Raw genomic sequence first — 18,175 nt, forward strand, 5'->3', positions numbered from 1 at the left:
TTCTGTTGCTTTCACGTCCAGGCCGGGGGTAGCCGGGACACAGCACGTCGAATGGCCCTTCAGTGACTTCCAGCAGCAGTTTTCCAGGACTTGGATCCGTCGATATCCCGAATGATGTCTTTCTCGACTGTCCCACCGGACTGGTCGAGTACTACTTCGCGGACGGCATCTTCCGCTGGTCGGACGGGTTGTACCGGATCTACGGGTATGAGCGCGGCGAGGTTGTCCCCTCCATGGACATGGCCATGGCCCACATCGAGCCGGCAGACCGGCCCAGGGTCCAGGCGTATTGGGACCACGTCTCAGCCGCTGGGGGCCCATCATCGATCTACGTTTCCATCCGGGACCGCAAGGACCGTCAACACAAACTGCTCTACTCGGCGGACTACATCCTGGACGGGGACACCCCTGTTGGCGTCTGGGGCGTGGTGGTGGACCTCACCACATCGATCCATACCGACCGGCACCAACTGGCCACCGAGGCGGTCGCCGCCTCAGCCCGCAGCCGGGCAGTCATTGAGCAGGCCAAAGGCATCCTCATGGGGCGCACCGGTGTCACCGCCGACGAGGCCTACGACCTCCTGAGCCAGTTAAGCCAGGATACGAACCGCAAGGTACACGCGATCGCCCAGGAAATCGTGGAACGGGCAACCGGGCGGGCCGGAAATCTGACAAACCAGCCACACCCTTTGCTGTAACCGCCGCCCCCACGCGCGGGCCGCCGTCGAACCCTACAACGCCAGGCGCGGCCCGTCCGCTCCAACCGGGGCGGAACCCCCAATAGGCCTGGAAGCCACAACGGGCATGGAACCGGTCAAGGCCTCAACAACCGCCATCTGGCCGGTGGTGTCGGGGACACCGGGATACTGAACCTGCGCCGGCTCGACGGCAGCAGCTGGGTTTTCGGAACGCATGCGGACCAGCGCAACGGCAGAGATCAGGAACCACGCCACATTGGTAACCACGGACGGCCATGCCCCGTGCAGCGTCCCGTTGATGATGAAGGCAACGGATCCGAACAGGTTGGCCGTCTGGAAACCCTTGCCTGCCTTCAGCCAGCCCATGGAAACCGCAAGGTAAGCACTGAGAATCGCAACAGCGCCTGCCCAGCCGGCAATTTCCCACAGCAGTTCCATGGTGTCCTTCCAAAGTGGTGCCTGCGCAGTATCCGGGCAGGGCTGAAGATGGTGATTCAGGGTTTGGTTTCGCCAGCTCTGCGTTGCCTCGAGCCCTGTTCGGGCGAGGACCTCATGCGCTGGCAGCGGCACAATCATACCCCGCTGCCGAGGGTCACTTTGACGCCGAATCCCCCACCGCCCGAAGGGTGGACAAGACCCCTGCCGCGTAGCACGATCAGAGCTGTGACCACCAGTCCCGCTTCCGATCCCTACCTCCGCGAGCTCACCCAGTTGAGGCGCGTCAAGGACCGCATGGACCGGGAGTACGCCCAGCCGCTCGACGTCGAATCCCTCGCCAGGGACGTCCATATGTCCGCGGGCCATTTCAGCCGGCGGTTCAAGCTCGCCTACGGCGAATCCCCCTACAGCTACCTCATGACCCGCCGCATCGAACGGGCCATGGCGTTGCTCCGGATGGGTGACCTCAGCGTCACCGACGTGTGTTTCGCCGTCGGCTGTTCATCGCTGGGAACCTTCAGCACCCGCTTCAGCGAACTGGTGGGGATGCCGCCCAGCATCTACAAGCAGGAAGCGCAAAGCGCGACGGCGGGCATCCCCGCCTGCGTGGCGAAGCAGGTCACCAGACCGGTCAGGAATCGAGAAGCGTCCGCCCCCGAGCCGTTACTAGCATGACTGCCATGGACATCAACATTTCCTCAACCTTCCTTCCCGCTACCGATCCGGACGCCTCGCTGGCGTTCTACCGCGACGCCCTGGGCTTCGAAATCCGCAACGACGTGGGCAAGGGCACCATGCGCTGGATCACCGTTGGCCCCGCAGGCCAAAAGGACGTCTCCATCGTCCTGCACCCGCCGGCCGTGGACCCCGGCATCACCGACGACGAGCGCCGCACCATCACGGAGATGATGGCCAAAGGCACCTACGCCACCATCGTCCTGTCCTCCCCGGACGTGGATGCCGCGTTCGCCAAGGTGGAGGCGACCGGGGCGGACGTCGTCCAGGAGCCCATCGACCAGCCGTACGGCATCCGCGACTGCGCATTCCGCGACCCCGCCGGAAATACGGTCCGGATCAACCAGCAGGCCTAGGCATATAACCAGTCACGTATATAACGGACGACGCCGACGGGAGGCTGCCAGCGCAGCCTCCCTCCGCGCCGCTCCAGGAGAAGGGGGACATTTTGAGCACGGACATCACCACCGATGAGGGCATGGCCACGAAAGCCGGGACCCATATCGCCGACACCCACGACCTGATCCGCGTCCAGGGGGCGCGGGAGAACAACCTCAAGGACATCAGCCTTGAGCTGCCCAAGCGGCGGCTCACGGCATTCACCGGTGTGTCCGGCTCAGGCAAAAGCTCCCTGGTTTTCGCCACCATCGCCGCCGAATCGCAGCGCATGATCAACGAGACCTATAGCGCGTTCGTACAGGGCTTCATGCCCAACCTGGCCCGCCCCGACGTGGACCGGCTGGAGGGACTGACCACCGCCATCATCGTGGACCAGGAACGGATGGGCGCCAACCCGCGCTCCACCGTGGGCACCGCCACCGACGCCAACGCCATGCTGCGCATCCTGTTCAGCCGTCTGGGCAAACCCTACGTCGGCCCGCCCACCGCGTTCTCCTTCAACGTTCCCACCCGCAAGGCCAGCGGCATCATGAGCACCGAAAAGGGCGGCCGGGTGGAAAAGAACGTGGTCCGCCAGGTCACCTACCTGGGCGGCATGTGCCCCCGCTGTGAGGGCATGGGCAACATCAGCGACATTGACCGGACCGCCCTCTACGACGAGTCGAAGTCCCTCGCCGAAGGCGCGCTCACCGTCCCCGGCTACTCCATGGACGGCTGGTACGGGCGCCTGTTCGAGGGCATGGGCCTGCCCATGGACAAGCCCATCGCCACGTTCACCAAGAAGCAGCTGGAGACGATGCTGTACGCCGAGCCCACCAAGATCAAGGTGGAGGGCGTCAACCTCACGTTCGAGGGCATCATCCCCAAAATCCAAAAGTCTATGCTCTCCAAGGACGTGGAGGCCATGCAGCCGCACGTGAAGAGGTTCGTGGAACGCGCGGTCACGTTCGCCACCTGCCCCGACTGCGGGGGGACGCGGCTCACGCCGGAGGTGCTCAACGCACGGATCAACGGCAAGAACATCGCGGACCTCTGCACCATGCAGATCAGCGACCTGGCGCAGTGGATCCGCGACCTGGACGAGCCCTCCGTCCGTCCCCTGCTCATCGGGCTGCGGGACCTCCTCGATTCCTTTGCCGAAATCGGCCTGGGCTACCTCTCCTTGGACCGCCCGGCCGGCACCCTCTCCGGCGGCGAGGCACAGCGGACCAAGATGATCCGCCACCTGGGTTCCTCCCTCACCGATGTCACCTACGTCTTCGACGAGCCCAGCATCGGCCTGCACCCGCACGACATCGAGCGGATGAACACCCTCCTGCTGCAGCTTCGGGACAAAGGCAACACCGTCCTGGTGGTGGAGCACAAGCCGGAGATGATCGCCATCGCCGACCACGTCGTCGACCTCGGCCCCAAGGCCGGCACTGGCGGCGGCGAGATTGTCTACGAGGGCGACGTCGACGGGCTGCGTTCCAGCGGCACCATCACCGGGCGCCACCTGGACGACCGGGCCCGGCTGAAGGATTCGTTCCGCGAACGCAGCGGGGCACTCGAAGTCCGCGGGGCCTCGACGAACAACCTGCGCAGCGTGGACGTGGATGTCCCGCTGGGAGTGCTGTGCGTGGTGACGGGCGTGGCCGGGTCCGGGAAGAGCTCGCTGATCCACGGCTCACTGGCCAGGCGCGAGGGCGTGATCGTGATCGACCAGGGCGCCATCAAGGGATCCCGGCGCAGCAACCCGGCCACCTACACCGGGCTGCTGGAGCCCATCCGCAAGGCGTTCGCCAAGGCCAACGGCGTGAAGCCGGCGCTGTTCAGCTCCAACTCCGAGGGCGCCTGCCCCACCTGCAACGGCGCGGGCGTGATCTTCACCGAGCTGGGTGTCATGGCCACGGTCGAGTCCACCTGCGAGGACTGCGAGGGGCGCCGCTTCCAGCCCGCCGTCCTCGAATACACGCTGGGCGGGCAGAACATTGCCGACGTGCTGGACATGTCCGTGGACGCGGCCCTTGCCTATTTTGCCGGGGGCGAGGCCAAGACCCCGGCCGCCCACAAAGTCCTCGAACGCCTGGCGGACGTCGGCCTGGGCTACATCACCCTCGGCCAGCCGCTGACCACCCTGTCCGGCGGCGAGCGCCAGCGGCTCAAGCTGGCCACGCAGATGGCGGAGACGGGTGACACCTACATCCTGGACGAGCCAACGGTGGGCCTGCACCTGGCCGACGTCGAACAGCTCCTGGGCCTGCTGGACCGGCTGGTGGATTCCGGCAAGTCGGTTATCGTCATCGAGCACCACCAGGCCGTGATGGCGCATGCTGACTGGATCATCGACATCGGTCCGGGCGCAGGGCACGACGGCGGCAGGATCGTCTTCGAGGGCACGCCGGCCGAGCTGGTGGCCGGGCGGGCGACGCTCACCGGGCAGCACCTGGCCACGTACGTGGGTGGCTGAACGCTGGCCTACGCTGGGCCTATGCCCGAAACCTACTGCTATGACGTCGAGATCCTGCACCTGCTGGTCTCGCCCGCGCACGCCTATTTCGGACGCGCCCGGGACGGCGCGGCGGACGTTCCCACCACTGATGCGCAGACGGCAGAGGTGGTGGCCGGCAAGGGCATCGTGGGCGACAGGTTCTTCGGGAAGGCCGCCCACATGGACGCCGCGGTGACCCTGTTCGCCGTCGAATCCCTTGAGGCCATCGCCGCGGAGCTTGGCGCCGGGCCGTTCAATCCCCTTCTGACCCGGCGGAACGTGGTGCTCCGCGGCGCTCAGCTGGCCCCCCTGCTGGGGCAGGACTTTGCGCTGGAGTCCGGCGGCTCGGCTGTTTCGTTCCATGGCGGCCGGCACGCCCAACCGTGCGCGTGGATGAACGGGATGCTGGCACCGGGGGCGCACCCGGCCATGCGGGGCCGCGGCGGCATCCGCTGCCGTGCCCTGTCCAGCGGATTGCTGCACCGGGGCCCGGCCGTGCTGGTCAGCCCGGTGCCGCTGGACCCGGCCCAGGCGGGCCGGGCGAGCCTGCTGCGGCCGTCACGGCTTCCCTAGGAGGGCGTCCGACGGCTCCCCTTCCTCACGTCACGTGATGGCGGTGGCGTTGGCTGGGGAGCCCGTGCCCCCGGTGATGTTCAGCGGCTTAATGGTGATGAAGGCGTCCCATCTGCCGGTGCTGCGCATATGCCGGGCGAGCGGTCCCAGCTTCCATAGTTCCCCGAGTGGCAGGCCGAGTTTGGCCAGGAGCTGCTGGTGCATCATGCCGTTGTCGTTGGCGGCCGAATGCCGGTAGGGGCTGTCCGGGACCGCGGGCAGGCACTCGAGGGCGAAGTTGTCGGCGGCGAGGACGGCAAAGCGGTTATCCCACGCCCAGGCGGCAAACTCCCGGGACTGCGCCATGCCTGAGGCCTTCCGGCTTTGGCGGATGCGCTGCTTGTCCTCCGCGGACAGACCCAGAAACCATTCGCACCAGCCTGTATGGAGCATGAGGATATCCCCGGGCTGGGTGCTGAGGGACCGGGCCTTCAAGGCGGACTCCACCAGGTCCAGGGTGAGTGGTTCCCCGCCCGCGTGGTCGATGGGCTCCCCTGCTTCGTCCCGGTGACCCTCGAGGTCCACCAGCACGCCCCTGCCGGTAATCGGGTTTTCCGCCCATTCCTGGATGCCGAGGTCCGGGGTGCCCTCGGTGATCCGGTCATCCGGGGTGCCGTTGTAGAAACCGACATCATCGGCCCGGCGGTGCCTGAGCCCGTCAATCTGGGTTGACCCCTGAAGGTAGTACCCGTCCAGGTAGTCGTCCCGGTGCGCCGGGTGCGAGGAGTAGATGGTGTGCCGCGGGGCGCCGCGCTTGAGGGACATCCCGGGATCGAAGGCGTCAGCCGGGTAGTCCAGGCCGAACACCGTTCCGGTGCGGATGCACTGCCGGGCATCCAGCACACCTTGGGGTGTAATGAACGACGGCGTCCCGCGGCTCTGGTGCGGAAAGAGGCCCCAGGAGGTGCCGGCCAGGCGGCCCTCCCTTTGCAGCAGACCTTCAAAATCCGGATATATTCCTTCAGCGGCATTCACCGTGCACCGGCCTTCTGGTGCTGCTCCTGGGGCTGGCGGCGCTTGTAGCTGAGCAGGAACCCGGCAACGGCGCAGACGGATGCAGCAATGCAGATGGGTGTCTTGATGGCGTCATTGAGCAGGGTGAGCCACTGGGCCTGCCCCGCAACCAGGCCAATGGCCTGGCCGAGGACGAACAGGATGCCCCCGCCCAGGAGTGCGGCGAGCGTCAGGACGAAGAGGACTTCGATGGCCCTTCGGATGGTGTTCATGGAATGTTTCCTAGATTGGCAGGATGCCGAGGATGATCAGGACGCCGATGCCCAGCAGCGGCAGGGCGTAATGGGTCAGCAGGCGGGCAAAGGTCTTGAGCGGGTCCACGTCAGCGATGCCGCAGGCCACGTACAGCGGGGCGCCGCCGGGCGGGACCGCCGCTTCGCAGGACGAGAACACCAGCACGGCCACGGCCGCGGTGGTGGCCGGAACCCCGGCGGCCACCAGGGTGGCCACTCCCACCGTCCCCACGGCGGCCATGGTGGCGGTGGCGGACAGCGGGGCCGCCACCGCGATGACGATCAGGCCGATGAGGATGGCCAGCAGCCACAGCGGCAGGTTCATCCCGTTCAGGAGCGAGGTCATCTGCTTGGGCAGGCCGGTGGCAGCCAGGGCGTTGGCGCCGGCGAAGGCGAACACCACGGTGACGCCCACGATTCCAAAGCGCGGAGCGGATTCCCGGAGCAGCGCCCACCAGCCGCGCCCGTCGCGGGGCAGCGTTTTCCTGCCCAGCAGGAGACCGGTGATGATGAGGACCACCGGAATCCAGACGATGACGCTGACCGACTTGGTAACGTCCCCGCCCGTCCACTCCGACAGGCTCTTGGCGATGGCGCCGGTGGTGATGACCAGCGGGACGGCCACCACGACGAACAGCAGCAGGGTGGCCCAGCCGCGGCCGAACGCCGAGCGGACGGACAGGCGGTGCGCGGCGTCCAGCGGGGTCATCCCGCTCTTGCGGACCAGCAGCCAAGTGACCACCAGCCGGTGCAGGAAGCACCACAGTCCGCCGAACAGCAGGGGCAGGACCAGTGCGTTGATGTCCAGCAGCGGTCCCACGGTGGCGGAACCGACCAGGACGAACATCGAGGCGCTGAACGGGAATGTGATGCCCATGCCGGCGTTCCCCGCCACCAGCGTGGCTGCTGACGGTTTGTCCAGCCTGGACTTCTCCATCCAGGGAATGGTCACCGAGCCCACCGTGGCGGCGATGGCCGCCTGGTTGTGGACCACGCCGCCGAGGCCTGCGGAGGCCACCGTGGAGACCCAGGCCGGCCCGCCCTTGACCCCGCCGATCAGGGAGTTCAGCAGGTCGATCAGCCGGTCCAGCACGCCGGCCTTGTCCAGCAGGTAGCCCATGAAGACGAACGCCATGGTGGCGTACACGATCTCGTCGGTGATGGCAGAGTACAGGGCGTCCCAGCCGATTGCCGCTGCTGCGGCACCGGTGAAGGGAAGGACGGCCAGGAAGCCAAGGATCATGGCTTCGCCCACGCTCCGCTTGAAGGCCGTGGTCCAGAGCAGGATGACGGCAAGGTAGGCGCCGAGTGCCCAAATGCCGATCATGATGCTGCTCCTGACGGCAAGATGCCGGTTGTTATGGTCACGTGTATTACCCGTTCCTGATTGTGCCTGACTGCGCGGTCAGCGCAAGGCCGGCTCCGAGGTCTGCGCCATACGGGCCAGCGCGGCGGCGGAGGCGTTGGTCATCTCGGCGGGGACACCCAGGTCCGAGAGGTAGCTTGCGGTGTCCTGCATCTCCTTGGAGCGGCGCACGGCGTGCTTGGCGGTGCCCGTCAGGAACCGGTCGATCACGGCCTGCCCGTCGCCGGCCAGCTGACCGGCGATCTGGGCGCGGATCCACTCCTCGAGGCCGGCCGCCCGGCCGGCCGTCACGGCTTCCACCACCACAGATGCCAGGCCCTTCATCAGGACGCTGCGCAGCAGTTTGTGCGCCATCGCCGCCCCCGGGCCGCCGTCGGTGATTTCAACATCAACTCCCAGCGGCCGCAGCAGGTCGGCCACGGCCTGGGCGCCGGGGCCACTCACCATCAGGGGTGTCTTCTCGCCCAACGCCGCGACCGGTCCCAGGATGGCGACATCGGCAAAGGCGGCCTTGCCGGGAAGCTGCCCCAGTTCCTGCATGGTAGCCGGTGAGGACGACGTGAAGTCGGCGTAGACGCTGCCGCTGGCAAGGACCGGAAGGCACTCCTGTGCCACGCTGCGGGCCGCGGCAGCGCCGGTCATCACCAGGACGATGCCTGCACCGGTGCATGCTTCGGCGGCTGTTGCTGCCCGGGTTACTCCCTGCGGCGTACTGGGGGCCACCGGATCGAAGCCGGTAACCGTGTGGCCGGCGGCGGTCAGGGCCGCGGCGTAGGTGGCTCCGGCTTCGCCGAGGCCGATGACGGTGCACGCTGTCATGGTTTGCTCTGTTCTTTCTTGGCTTTGGTGAAGGTTCAGTTGCGGGCGGCGACGATGGCCTGGCGGCGGCTGGTTTCGTCCGCGAAGACCGCTTCGGCGGCGTCGGCGACGGCGGCAGCCTGTTCCCGGGGGATGACCACCACGCCGTCCGAGTCGCCGACGATGACGTCGCCGGGCAGGACGGGGACGCCGCCGAACGCGAGGGCGGTTCCCAGCCGGAAGGGACCGTCCTTGTAGGGGCCGGCCGGCGAAGTAGCCCTCGCAAAGACGGGCATGCCAATCTCTGCCAGCGCCCCGGCGTCGCGGGCTGCTCCGTCCAGCGCGAATCCCGCGACACCAAGGTTGATGGCGCGCTCCCCGATCAGTTCGCCCAGCAGGGCGCGGGATTCATCGCCGCCCCCTGCCACCACAATGACGTCTCCGGGACGGGCCTGCTGCAGGGCGGCGTGGATGCCCTTGTTGTCTCCGGGGCGGGTCCACACCGTAAACGCCGGGCCGGCGAGCTTTGCGCCCGGCCAGACCGCCTGGATGGCGGAGTCCGCCACCCCAAGCCGGTCCATGGCGTCGCCGATATTGGCCGCGGGAAGCTTGCCGAGCCTTTCCACGATGTCGCTGCTGGGACGTGCGAAGTCAGCGCCAATGGCGTCAATGGCAGGAGTTGTCATGATGGATCTTTCCGTTCCGGGCAGTGGGGGTCAGTCTTTTTTCTGGACCAGCGGGAGGACTTCCTTGAAGTCCTCTTCCTGGCCGGCCCAGAACGTCTTGTAGTCGGCGCCGTTGAGGTAGCTGGTCTGCAGGCCCAGGTCCTTCATCTTCTGCACCACGGTGGGGTCCTCGATGGCCTTCTGGATGGCGGCCTCGAGCTTCTTGGCCACATCCGCGGGCAGGCCGGCCGGGGCCGAGTAGCCGCGGGCGGTTCCCGCCGTCAGGTCATAGCCGGATTCCTTGAAGGTGGGGATCTCCGGCAGGGAGGGTGCGCGTTCCGCGGACATGACGCCCAGCACCCGCGCTTTGCCCTGCTTGGTGAGGTCGTTCACGTCGCTGACGTTCGCCACCAGCACGTCCACGTGCTTTCCGAGGAACGCGGTGGTTGCCTGCGACGCGCCTTCGGAGAAGTGGACCGGGGCGAACTCGGAACCCGTGGCCTGCTGGATCTGGGCCAGGGCAAAGTGCTCGCCGGTCTGAAGCCCGGTGGTGCTGGCGGTCATGGACTTGGGCTTGGCCTTGACCGCTTCCAGGAGGTCCTTCAGCGTCTGGTACGGGCTGTCCGGCTGGACGGCGATGACTGTGGGATCGATGACCTGGCGGCCCAGGGGCTGGAAGCTGTCCCGGGTGTACTTGGCGCCGCGGGACGGGTCCAGGGGCGAGACGACCACGGAAGGCGAGCCGGTGGCGCCGATGGTGTAGCCGTCCGGCTTGGCGCTGGTGAGCTGGGTGTAGCCGATCTGGCCGCCGGCGCCGGGCTTGTTGATGACCTCGACGTTGGTTCCGAGTTCCTTCTCGAGAACGGGCTGGATGAGCCGCGCGGCTGTGTCCACGGCACCGCCGGAACCGAACGCGACCACGAGGTCGATGGACTTGCCCTTTTTCGGGAAGTCGCTGGCGGCATTGTTGTTGGTGGCGCCGGTATTGGCGCCGCAGCCGGTGAGGCCGATCAGGGAGGCCGCGGCAAGGGCGGCGGTGAGGCGGAGGCGGGTTTTCATAGGTCTTCTCCTTTGAAGGGGTGCGGGTTCAGGTGTGCGGGTTCAGGTGTGCGGGTTCAGGTGTGCGGGTGGGGTTTAGGTTTCGGGGTCTTCGGTAAGAGCCTTGGGCTTGCGGAGCTTGAGCAGCGGGCTGATGACAATCAGCAGGCCGATGCCGATCAGGACCGCGGAAATGGGACGGCTGGTGAAGATGCCGAAGTCGCCCTGGGAGATCTCCAGCGACTCACGGAGGGACCGCTCCATCAGGGGACCGAGGACCAGGGTCAGCACCATGGGCGCCAGCGGGATGTCCAGGTGGCGGAGGGCGAGGCCCAGGAGCCCGAAGCCGATCATCACGAAGACATCGAAGACGCTGAAGTTGATGGTGTAGGCGCCGATGACCATGAAGAGCAGGATCAGGGCCGTCAGGATTGTTGACGGGACACGGAGGATGGAGGTCCAGAGCCCCACGAGCGGGACGTTGAGCAGGAGCAGGATCAGGTTGCCGATGAAGAGGCTGGCGATGATGGCCCAGGCGATCTCGGAGTTCTCGGTGAAGAGGGTGGGTCCCGGTGTGAGGCCCTGCTGCAGGAAGGCGCCCATCAGCACGGCGATGGTGGGCGAGGCCGGGATGCCGAGCGTGAACAGCGGAATCAGGGCCGCGTTGGCGTGGGCATTGTTGGCCGTTTCGGGTCCGGCCACGCCTTCGATGGCACCCCTGCCCAGTTCGTGGCGGTGCCGGGAGAACTTCTTTTCCGCCCCGTAGGACAGCAGCGAGGACACAGACCCGGTCATGCCGGGGATGAGCCCCAGGCCGAAGCCGATGCCGGTGCCGCGGGCCATCGCCGGGGCGCTGCGCCGCCACTCCGTGGCGGTGGGCAGCAGCGAGCGCAGGTTGGGGGCGTGCACCGCCGCGGGCTGGTCGCCCTTGCGGTAGGACAGGAGTTCCGAGAGGCCGAAGACTCCGACGATGACGGCCACGAAGCTGACGCCGTCCAGGAGCCGGTCCATGCCGAAGGTGAAGCGTGGAGCACCGGCCACGGGGTCGATGCCCACCATGGAGATCAGCAGGCCCAGGGCGCCGGAGATGACGGCCTTGACCATGGATTTCCCGGCCAGGGCCACCAGGAGCGAGATGCCCACCACCATCAGGGCGAAGAATTCCGGCGGGCCGACCAGCAGGCCCAGTTCTCCCAGCGGCTTGGCTGCCGCCACCAGGCCGAGGGTGGCGATGGTTCCGCCAACGAAGGATCCGACGGCGGCGATGGTCAGCGCGGCGCCGGCCTTGCCCATCTTGGTCATGGCGTAGCCGTCGATGGTGGTGATGGCTGATGCTGCTTCGCCGGGGGTGTTGAGCAGCACGCTGGTGATGGTTCCCCCGTAGGCGGTGCCGTAGAAGATGGCACACAGCATGATGATCGCCCCGGTGGCGTCCATGTTCAGCGTGAGCGGGATCAGCAGGGCGACGCCTGCCACGGGCCCGATGCCGGGCAGCACGCCGATGATGGTGCCCAGGAGGCAGCCTAGGAAGGCGAACAGCAGGTTCTGCCAGGTCATGGCGGCCGCGAAGCCGTTGACCAGTTCGTTGAGGGTATCCACGTCTAGAGTCCGATCGCGTTAAGGAAGGGAAGGGCGGACACCGGCAGCGCGACGTTCAGGCCGTAGTTGAAGGCATAGAACGCTCCGAAGCTTCCGGCCACCGCGATGATCAGCGAGGACTTCCAGGTCCTGCGCCCGCGAAGTTTCAGGTGGTACAGCAGGAACAGGAACATGCTCAGCTGGAAGCCAAGCAGGTCCATGACGGCCGCAAGGATTACCAGGCTGGCAACGACGGCGATCACCAGGCCCCGGTCAACGCCGGCTGCGGTTTCGCTGGGGTTGCGGAGTTCCTGGAACAGCCAGAGGACGGCCATGGCGGCGAGGACTGCGCCCATGGCGAAGGGGAACAGGCCCGGGCCTGGGCCCAGGGAGGTCCAGAGTCCCAGGCCGATCGAGCTGGCCAGGACATAGACGCCGACGGCGGCGAACGCACCGATTCCTACCAGCACGCTGCGGGCCACCCGTACGGGACTTCCGGGTTTCGTCGTGACTGACTCCGTTGTCATGGATTTCCTTTTCACTGCGCGTCATTGCGTTTCACAGAATGAAACTATATTGCGTACTGAGAAATAGTGACAGCAGACACCTTGGCTGTCAAGCGCAAGAAACTTACATAGAATGAAATGATGGCGATGACTTCCACTTCAGGCAGCCCGACGGAGGACAGCCCCAAGTCCTCGAACATGCGCTCCCTTTCCCGGGCCTTGGAGGTCTTCGCGGAACTGCAGCGGGCGGAACGCCCGCAGCGGCTCAGCGATCTTGCGCGGAACTGCGGCATGAGCCTGCCCACCACACTGAGGATCCTTCGGGTCCTGCAGGATTTCGGGATGGTGAGCCAGACTGACAAGTCCTACCGGATCGGCCCTGCCGTCCTCCCGGCCGCCAGGAGCTACCTGGAGAACGATCCCCTGGTGGTCTCTTCCCGGCCCGTCCTCCAGCAGCTGGCGACGCAGACCGGCCTCACCGCCTCCCTCTACACGCGCCTGGGTTATGAACGGATCCTGGTGGCCCGGGTGGATGGAGAGGCCCCGCTTCGCTATGACCTCCCGCTGGGCAAGCGGCTGCCCCTGACATCCGGTGCGGCCGGAAAGATCCTGCTGGCAACGGCCTCTGCGGAGGAACTGCAGGAGGCCGTGGAGGCCGCCATCGGAGCGGGCCATGAAGGCAAGGCCTTCACGCTCGGGGAGCTGCAGTCGCGGCTGCCCGCGGCGGATGCCGACTACGCCTATTCAGCCGACGAGCGCGCTTCAGGAGTGTTGTCGGTGGCTGTAGCCCTGCCCAGGAGGTCAGGACAGCCGACGGAATCAATTTCGCTGACCAGCCCCGTGGAGGCCGCCTCCGAGGACACGCTGAAGGTGGGCGTTCCGGAGCTGAAGCGGGCGGCAGCCAGGTTGGCGGAACTGCTTGAGGGCTCCGTCTACTGACGGCACCCGGGGAAACGGCCGGCAGGGAAAGCACACGACGGCGTCACGCACGGCGCGCTTTCGGCCCACCTGAGGTGGCCGTGGCCCCGGAAACACGTGGTCCCGCCGTCGTCCATTCCTCCGAAGCATGCCCGGCGTGACGCGAGGGCATCCGCAGTCAGTCGAGCTGCACGCCCCGGAGCAGCAGGAGCGTCCCGCCCACCACAACCGCCGAGGCAAGGAAGACTCCACCCGCCCCCAGCCCGGCCGCCACGCCGCCGATGGCGCTCGGAAGGACCACCTGCCCCACCCGGTTGCCGGCGAGCCTCCGCGCCAGCGCCCTGCCCCGCTGCCCGGCCGGCGCCTGGGCCGACAGCCAGGACATGGTCAGCGGCTGGCCGATGCCGAGCCCCAGCCCGAGCAATGCCATGACGGCAAACAGCAGCCACAGGGGCATGGGGATTGCCAGCGCAGCCAGCGCAAACGTGGACAGGGCCAGGCTCACCACCAGCAACCTCATGCGGCCGATCCGCCGGGACACCCGGCCCAGCATGAGACGGGAGACCATGGAGAACACGGCGCGCACCGTCAGCATGGCACCCACTGTTGCCACTGTGAGTCCGCGGTCGGCGCCGAGCGCGGGCAGGTAAACCACGGTCAGGTCCACCACGGCGAGGACGGTGGCGCTGGTGGCCAGCGCCCGGGCCACGCCGGGAGCCCTCAGCAGTGAGACGCCACTGGCGCTGCTGCCAGCGGACGCTCCCTTCTTCCTGCCGCCGCTGACGTGCGCCGATACGGCGAACGTGGCAGCGAACAGCACCAGGCTCAAGACCACCGAGAGCAGGAAGATCGCCTGGGTGTCGGGCCGGACCGAGGCGCCGCCCACCAGCGCAATCGCCAGCGGTCCGAGGGCCTGCCCCAGGGAGGCGGCGAACGTCAGGTAGCCGAACGCGGAGTCCATCCGGGACGAGGCAGCATTATTGGCCACCACGGCCTGCTGCCCCACCACGCAGGCCAGTTGACCGGCACCAAGCAGCGCGGTTCCCGCCACCAGCGCCACGATCGACGAGCCCCACAGCAGCAGGAAGGCAGAGCAGGAAAGGACGACGGCGGCCCCGATCGCCATGAGCCGCCGCTCACCCAGGCGGTCCACCAGGGTGCCCGTGGGGACGGCAAGCAGCAGCGGAAACACCGCATAACTGGCAGCCAGCATGCCCAGGGCTAAGTCCGGAACGTCCAGCTCCAATGCGCGGTAGGTGGCCGCCGGCCGGACCAGGAAGGTGACGGCCTGGATCAGCGCCGAGTGGACCAGGAGGGCAGTGGCCGAGCGGCGGCCCAGCTCGCCGATCATGAGCCGGGGACGCTGGTGCCGGACATGGCCTGGACGGCGGCGTCGCGGGCGCCCATGACATGGTCGAACGCCACCTTGGCTGCCTTCTCCGGGTCGCCGCCGGCCAGGGCAGCCACCAGGGTGCGGTGCTGGGCCAGGGCCTGGTCGCGCCGTTCCTGGGTGCTGTTGGTGAAGTGGCGGTACCGTTCCATGTGGCTTGAAATCTGGTTGTGGAAGCGGCGGGCCCAGGAGTTCCCGGCAATGCCCGCGATCTTTGCGTGCAGTGCCATGCCCTGCTGCATCGCGTCGTCGGCGAACGCCACCATGGCCGCGTTGCGTTCAAGAATGCCTTCGAGGGCCTCGATGTCAGCCGGCGTTGCCTTCATGCAGGCATTGCGCGCCATGAGGGACTCCATGGCTGCGCGGACCTCGTAGAGTTCCGAAATGGCTGCCTCGTCCAGCGCGGGCACCAGCACGCCTCCGGTGGGCTGCTGTTCCAGCAGGCTCTCCGAAATGAGCCGCCGGATGGCCTCCCGGAGCGGCGTGCGGCTCACCTGCAGGGCCGAGGCCATTGCCGGCTCGTAGATGCGCTCCCCCGGCTTGAGCTCAAGGCTCAGGATCCGCCGTTTCAGCTCGGCGTAGACAACGTGTGCCCCGGTGTTCCGGGCAGGTGATTCGGCCATGGTGTACCTCCCCGGCCATCATACTTGTATACATCTATACAAGTAGCCCCAAGTCCCGAAAACACAAGGGGGGGCAGCATCCGCTGCCCCCTCCCCCTGTCCCGGTGGCGCGCCCCTGGCCGGATGCACTGCGGCTGGACTACTTGCCGGCGGTACCGGCAGGTGCCACCTTCTGCACCTCGAGGTCCTCGAGTGACTTGCCCTTGGTGTCCGGGGACATCAGGGTGGCCACTGCGGAGATGAGGCAGATGCCCAGCGTGGCCAGTCCGATGGTGAACGGAACGTTGGTGGAGCCCGGAGGGGCAATCGCCGTGAAGATGCTGGGGAAGAACGATGCAATCATGAGCCCGATGTTCTGCGAAACGGCGAACCCGGTCACGCGGATCCGCATGGGGAACTGCTCCTGGAAGAACGTGGCGAAGGTGGCATTCCACATCTGGAAGAAGATGCCCTGCACGATCACAACGCAGACGAAGACCAGCGGCAGGCTCCCCTGTTCAATGGCCCACAGGTATCCGCCCACCAGGAGGCCGCCCGCCACCCCGCCGGCAGCCATGAGCGTCCGCCGGCCAATCCTGTCGGACAGCGCACCGAACAGCGGGATGGTCATGACGGCGGCAATGTTGGCCACGAGTGTCACCCACAGGAACTCACTGCTGGAGAAGCCGTTGCCGTAGCCCTTTTGGGTGGCAAAGGATACGCCGAAGATCAGGGTGGCCATGCCGATCACGTTGGTGAAGGTCATCGCGATGCAGCGGACCAGGACGCCCGGCCGCGTTCGCAGGAGTTCGACGAGCGGGAAGCGCTTGGTTTCGGGCTTGCCGGACTGTGCTGCGTAGGCGGGCGGTTCCTGGACCCGGCGGCGGATGAAGTAGCCGGCCAGGATCACGACGGCGCTGAGCAGGAAGGGGATGCGCCAGCCCCAGGTGCCGAACTGGTCGGCGGGGAGGACTGCCGCGAGCGGGAGCAGGACGGCGGTGGCCAGGATCGAGCCCACCTGGGTGCCCTGGAGGCTGAAGCTGGCAAAGAATCCTCGCCGGGCATCGGGAGAGTGTTCAACGATCATCGCGCTGGCGCCGCCGAGCTCGCCGGCCACCGCAAAGCCCTGGATCAGGCGAAGGAGCACCAGGAGGGCGGGCGCCAGGAGGCCCACCTGCCCATAGGTGGGCAGGAGCCCGACGGCGAAGGTGGCAAAGCCCATGAGCAGCATCGCGAAGACGAGTACCTTCTTGCGGCCGTGCCGGTCACCGTAGGCCCCCAGGACAACCGCGCCTACCGGACGGGAGACATAGCCCACGGCATACGTTGCCAGGGAGGCGATAATGCCGACTGTGGGGTTTTCCGAGGGAAAGAAGATGGTGGGGAAGATCAGGGTCGCGGCCAGCGAGTACAGCGCGAAGTCGTAGTACTCCAGGGCGCTTCCGATCCAGCCGCTCATCGCCGCTTTTCTGGGGTCCCGCGAACCGGTGCCGGCACCCTGGCTGGGGAGGGCCACGCGGGTTGGGGTGGTGCTCATGTGCTTATGTCCTTCGTCTTCATTGGCAAGGAACCGGAACCGCTGGAATTCAGCCGATGTTCGTGGTGGTGTCTGCGCCGCCGCAGTCCGTCATGGACTGGAGTGGCAGCTCTTTGAATCGATTCATCCAATATAGGAGGTGATGCCGGTTACGTCAATGGGCAAGCGCTATCCCGGACGGTCCGCGCCAGGATGAGCGGGGTCCTGCTACCGGCTGGCGTAGTAGGCCGCTGCCATATCCTGCCTGCGGCGGCCCTGGCCGGCCACCCGGTCCAGCCGGGCTGTGGAGGCAACGGCGCCGTCAAGGGTCAGGCCATGCTCGACGGCGGCATCCACAATGAGGTGGGCATCCTTGCGCGCGGTGTCCACGGCGAAGGAGGCAGGCTCCAGCTGGTCGTTGAGGATGAGGTCCATCTTCAGGCGGAGATAGGGCAGGTCAAGCGGGCCGCCGTCGAGCACGTCGAGGAACTGCTGCGGATCGACGCCCAGCGCCTGGGCAAGGGCAACCACTTCGCCGGCGGCGTTGGACGCCGCGATGACCCAGCTGTTGACCACCAGCTTGAGGCGGGCCGCGGAACCCTTGGACGGGTCGTCGCCTGTCCAGATGGTGCGGGCGCCAATGGCATCGAGGACCGGCCCCACGCGTTGGCGCATTGCTTCGGGAGCGGCGGCGAGGACCAGAAGCTGGCCGGCTTCTGCGGGGGCGCGCGTTCCGGAAACGGGCGCCTCCACCAGGTCCAGGCCAAGTTCGCCGGCCAGTGCGGCCAAAGCGGCCGCGTCCTGCACCCCAACCGTTGTGGACTGGACCCACGTTGTGCCCGGCCGGACGCCGGGTGCGGCACTCCGGATGACCTGCTCCACCGCGGCAACGTCGTGGAGCATGGTCAGGACCACGTCGGCTGCCTCGACAGCTTCGGCGGGGGCAGCGGCATGCCGGGCACCGTCCGCGGCCAGCGGTTCCGCTTTGGCCGCGTCCCGGTTCCACACCGAGACCTCATGGCCGGCGCGCAGGAGGTTGCGCGCCATGGCCGCTCCCATGATTCCCGTCCCCAGCACAGCCACCTTGGGTTTCGTATCCATCGAATCCGCCTTCCGGTCCAGGTTTGGTGTTCTCCATACCTACCCAACGTCTCCAGGATTCTGTAAATTATTCATACGGAGGGGAGTATCCCCACTTC

19 protein-coding genes are annotated in these 18,175 nt (G+C 67.0%); 6 read left to right on the forward strand and 13 right to left on the reverse strand.

Annotation, left to right across the window (positions count from 1 at the left end; genetic code table 11):
* Positions 1 to 62: 62 nt before the first annotated feature.
* Entirely contained in the window at positions 63 to 698 is a 636-nt protein-coding gene (locus tag AC6JAM_RS08290) for a PAS and ANTAR domain-containing protein (RefSeq protein ID WP_134164814.1), read from the forward strand.
* Between the two features lie 33 nt (positions 699 to 731).
* Here AC6JAM_RS08290 and AC6JAM_RS08295 read toward each other — a convergent pair whose 3' ends face one another.
* Positions 732 to 1,136, reverse strand: coding sequence for a CBU_0592 family membrane protein (locus tag AC6JAM_RS08295; RefSeq protein WP_134164815.1), 405 nt, complete (start codon positions 1,134 to 1,136; stop codon positions 732 to 734).
* A gap of 225 nt (positions 1,137 to 1,361) precedes the next feature.
* Here AC6JAM_RS08295 and AC6JAM_RS08300 point away from each other — a divergent pair, with 225 nt between their 5' ends.
* From AC6JAM_RS08300 to AC6JAM_RS08315, 4 genes are all read left to right on the forward strand, one after another.
* Positions 1,362 to 1,811: a helix-turn-helix transcriptional regulator gene (locus AC6JAM_RS08300; RefSeq protein WP_018770355.1), complete on the forward strand. Its 450-nt coding sequence runs from the start codon at positions 1,362 to 1,364 to the stop codon at positions 1,809 to 1,811.
* Complete coding sequence (locus AC6JAM_RS08305; protein WP_018770356.1) at positions 1,808 to 2,227, forward strand: VOC family protein; 420 nt, start codon at positions 1,808 to 1,810, stop codon at positions 2,225 to 2,227. The genes AC6JAM_RS08300 and AC6JAM_RS08305 overlap by 4 nt, the downstream gene beginning before the upstream one ends.
* Positions 2,228 to 2,319: 92 nt before the next feature.
* Complete coding sequence (locus AC6JAM_RS08310; protein ID WP_497934467.1) at positions 2,320 to 4,719, forward strand: ATP-binding cassette domain-containing protein; 2,400 nt, start codon at positions 2,320 to 2,322, stop codon at positions 4,717 to 4,719.
* A gap of 21 nt (positions 4,720 to 4,740) precedes the next feature.
* The gene (locus AC6JAM_RS08315; protein ID WP_478222605.1) at positions 4,741 to 5,313 is read left to right on the forward strand and encodes an MOSC domain-containing protein; all 573 of its coding nucleotides are present in this window, start codon (positions 4,741 to 4,743) and stop codon (positions 5,311 to 5,313) included.
* A gap of 30 nt (positions 5,314 to 5,343) precedes the next feature.
* On the opposite strand, the gene AC6JAM_RS08320 is transcribed toward AC6JAM_RS08315, so the two are convergent.
* The 8 genes from AC6JAM_RS08320 to AC6JAM_RS08355 all read right to left on the reverse strand — a co-directional run bounded on the left by AC6JAM_RS08320 (position 5,344) and on the right by AC6JAM_RS08355 (position 12,571).
* Complete coding sequence (locus AC6JAM_RS08320; RefSeq protein ID WP_268002268.1) at positions 5,344 to 6,327, reverse strand: cyclase family protein; 984 nt, start codon at positions 6,325 to 6,327, stop codon at positions 5,344 to 5,346.
* Complete coding sequence (locus AC6JAM_RS08325; RefSeq protein ID WP_224084184.1) at positions 6,324 to 6,578, reverse strand: hypothetical protein; 255 nt, start codon at positions 6,576 to 6,578, stop codon at positions 6,324 to 6,326. Before AC6JAM_RS08325 ends, AC6JAM_RS08320 begins: the two co-directional genes overlap by 4 nt.
* A 10-nt stretch (positions 6,579 to 6,588) precedes the next feature.
* Positions 6,589 to 7,926: a TRAP transporter large permease subunit gene (locus tag AC6JAM_RS08330; protein WP_223993224.1), complete on the reverse strand. Its 1,338-nt coding sequence runs from the start codon at positions 7,924 to 7,926 to the stop codon at positions 6,589 to 6,591.
* A gap of 78 nt (positions 7,927 to 8,004) precedes the next feature.
* Positions 8,005 to 8,784 carry an NAD(P)-dependent oxidoreductase gene (locus AC6JAM_RS08335; RefSeq protein ID WP_268002267.1) on the reverse strand — a complete coding sequence of 260 codons (780 nt, stop codon included), beginning with the start codon at positions 8,782 to 8,784 and terminating at the stop codon, positions 8,005 to 8,007.
* A 35-nt stretch (positions 8,785 to 8,819) separates the two neighbouring features.
* Positions 8,820 to 9,449, reverse strand: coding sequence for an RraA family protein (locus tag AC6JAM_RS08340; protein WP_497934468.1), 630 nt, complete (start codon positions 9,447 to 9,449; stop codon positions 8,820 to 8,822).
* Positions 9,450 to 9,479: 30 nt separating this feature from the next.
* Positions 9,480 to 10,487, reverse strand: a complete 1,008-nt coding sequence (locus AC6JAM_RS08345) for a tripartite tricarboxylate transporter substrate binding protein (RefSeq protein ID WP_018770364.1) — start codon at positions 10,485 to 10,487, stop codon at positions 9,480 to 9,482.
* A 75-nt stretch (positions 10,488 to 10,562) separates the two neighbouring features.
* Positions 10,563 to 12,065 carry a tripartite tricarboxylate transporter permease gene (locus AC6JAM_RS08350; RefSeq protein WP_018770365.1) on the reverse strand — a complete coding sequence of 501 codons (1,503 nt, stop codon included), beginning with the start codon at positions 12,063 to 12,065 and terminating at the stop codon, positions 10,563 to 10,565.
* 2 nt (positions 12,066 to 12,067) lie between these two features.
* The gene (locus tag AC6JAM_RS08355; protein ID WP_018770366.1) at positions 12,068 to 12,571 is read right to left on the reverse strand and encodes a tripartite tricarboxylate transporter TctB family protein; all 504 of its coding nucleotides are present in this window, start codon (positions 12,569 to 12,571) and stop codon (positions 12,068 to 12,070) included.
* Between the two features lie 120 nt (positions 12,572 to 12,691).
* Between AC6JAM_RS08355 and AC6JAM_RS08360 the strand changes: the two genes are divergently transcribed.
* Positions 12,692 to 13,489 (forward strand): IclR family transcriptional regulator, encoded by a 798-nt coding sequence (locus AC6JAM_RS08360; RefSeq protein WP_488316008.1) that lies wholly within the window; start codon positions 12,692 to 12,694, stop codon positions 13,487 to 13,489.
* A gap of 157 nt (positions 13,490 to 13,646) precedes the next feature.
* On the opposite strand, the gene AC6JAM_RS08365 is transcribed toward AC6JAM_RS08360, so the two are convergent.
* From AC6JAM_RS08365 to AC6JAM_RS08380, 4 genes are all read right to left on the reverse strand, one after another.
* Positions 13,647 to 14,819: an MFS transporter gene (locus AC6JAM_RS08365; RefSeq protein WP_497934469.1), complete on the reverse strand. Its 1,173-nt coding sequence runs from the start codon at positions 14,817 to 14,819 to the stop codon at positions 13,647 to 13,649.
* Positions 14,816 to 15,481 carry a GntR family transcriptional regulator gene (locus tag AC6JAM_RS08370; RefSeq protein ID WP_056389564.1) on the reverse strand — a complete coding sequence of 222 codons (666 nt, stop codon included), beginning with the start codon at positions 15,479 to 15,481 and terminating at the stop codon, positions 14,816 to 14,818. Before AC6JAM_RS08370 ends, AC6JAM_RS08365 begins: the two co-directional genes overlap by 4 nt.
* A 139-nt stretch (positions 15,482 to 15,620) precedes the next feature.
* Complete coding sequence (locus AC6JAM_RS08375; RefSeq protein WP_056389566.1) at positions 15,621 to 16,997, reverse strand: MFS transporter; 1,377 nt, start codon at positions 16,995 to 16,997, stop codon at positions 15,621 to 15,623.
* A gap of 207 nt (positions 16,998 to 17,204) precedes the next feature.
* The gene (locus AC6JAM_RS08380; protein WP_497934470.1) at positions 17,205 to 18,077 is read right to left on the reverse strand and encodes an NAD(P)-dependent oxidoreductase; all 873 of its coding nucleotides are present in this window, start codon (positions 18,075 to 18,077) and stop codon (positions 17,205 to 17,207) included.
* Positions 18,078 to 18,175 lie beyond the last annotated feature (98 nt).

The sequence above is a fragment of the Arthrobacter sp. GmRoot5-12 genome, assembly GCF_059739365.1.

What these genes read in the sequence shown, in the direction of transcription:
- AC6JAM_RS08295 (WP_134164815.1), bottom strand. Translation starts at nt 1,136, where the DNA reads ATGGAACTGCTGTGGGAAATTGCCGGCTGGGCAGGCGCTGTTGCGATT.
- AC6JAM_RS08305 (WP_018770356.1), top strand. Translation starts at nt 1,808, where the DNA reads ATGACTGCCATGGACATCAACATTTCCTCAACCTTCCTTCCCGCTACC.
- AC6JAM_RS08315 (WP_478222605.1), top strand. Translation starts at nt 4,741, where the DNA reads ATGCCCGAAACCTACTGCTATGACGTCGAGATCCTGCACCTGCTGGTC.
- AC6JAM_RS08325 (WP_224084184.1), bottom strand. Translation starts at nt 6,578, where the DNA reads ATGAACACCATCCGAAGGGCCATCGAAGTCCTCTTCGTCCTGACGCTC.
- AC6JAM_RS08330 (WP_223993224.1), bottom strand. Translation starts at nt 7,926, where the DNA reads ATGATCGGCATTTGGGCACTCGGCGCCTACCTTGCCGTCATCCTGCTC.
- AC6JAM_RS08335 (WP_268002267.1), bottom strand. Translation starts at nt 8,784, where the DNA reads ATGACAGCGTGCACCGTCATCGGCCTCGGCGAAGCCGGAGCCACCTAC.
- AC6JAM_RS08340 (WP_497934468.1), bottom strand. Translation starts at nt 9,449, where the DNA reads ATGACAACTCCTGCCATTGACGCCATTGGCGCTGACTTCGCACGTCCC.
- AC6JAM_RS08345 (WP_018770364.1), bottom strand. Translation starts at nt 10,487, where the DNA reads ATGAAAACCCGCCTCCGCCTCACCGCCGCCCTTGCCGCGGCCTCCCTG.
- AC6JAM_RS08355 (WP_018770366.1), bottom strand. Translation starts at nt 12,571, where the DNA reads ATGACAACGGAGTCAGTCACGACGAAACCCGGAAGTCCCGTACGGGTG.
- AC6JAM_RS08360 (WP_488316008.1), top strand. Translation starts at nt 12,692, where the DNA reads ATGGCGATGACTTCCACTTCAGGCAGCCCGACGGAGGACAGCCCCAAG.
- AC6JAM_RS08365 (WP_497934469.1), bottom strand. Translation starts at nt 14,819, where the DNA reads ATGATCGGCGAGCTGGGCCGCCGCTCGGCCACTGCCCTCCTGGTCCAC.
- AC6JAM_RS08370 (WP_056389564.1), bottom strand. Translation starts at nt 15,481, where the DNA reads ATGGCCGAATCACCTGCCCGGAACACCGGGGCACACGTTGTCTACGCC.
- AC6JAM_RS08375 (WP_056389566.1), bottom strand. Translation starts at nt 16,997, where the DNA reads ATGAGCACCACCCCAACCCGCGTGGCCCTCCCCAGCCAGGGTGCCGGC.
- AC6JAM_RS08380 (WP_497934470.1), bottom strand. Translation starts at nt 18,077, where the DNA reads ATGGATACGAAACCCAAGGTGGCTGTGCTGGGGACGGGAATCATGGGA.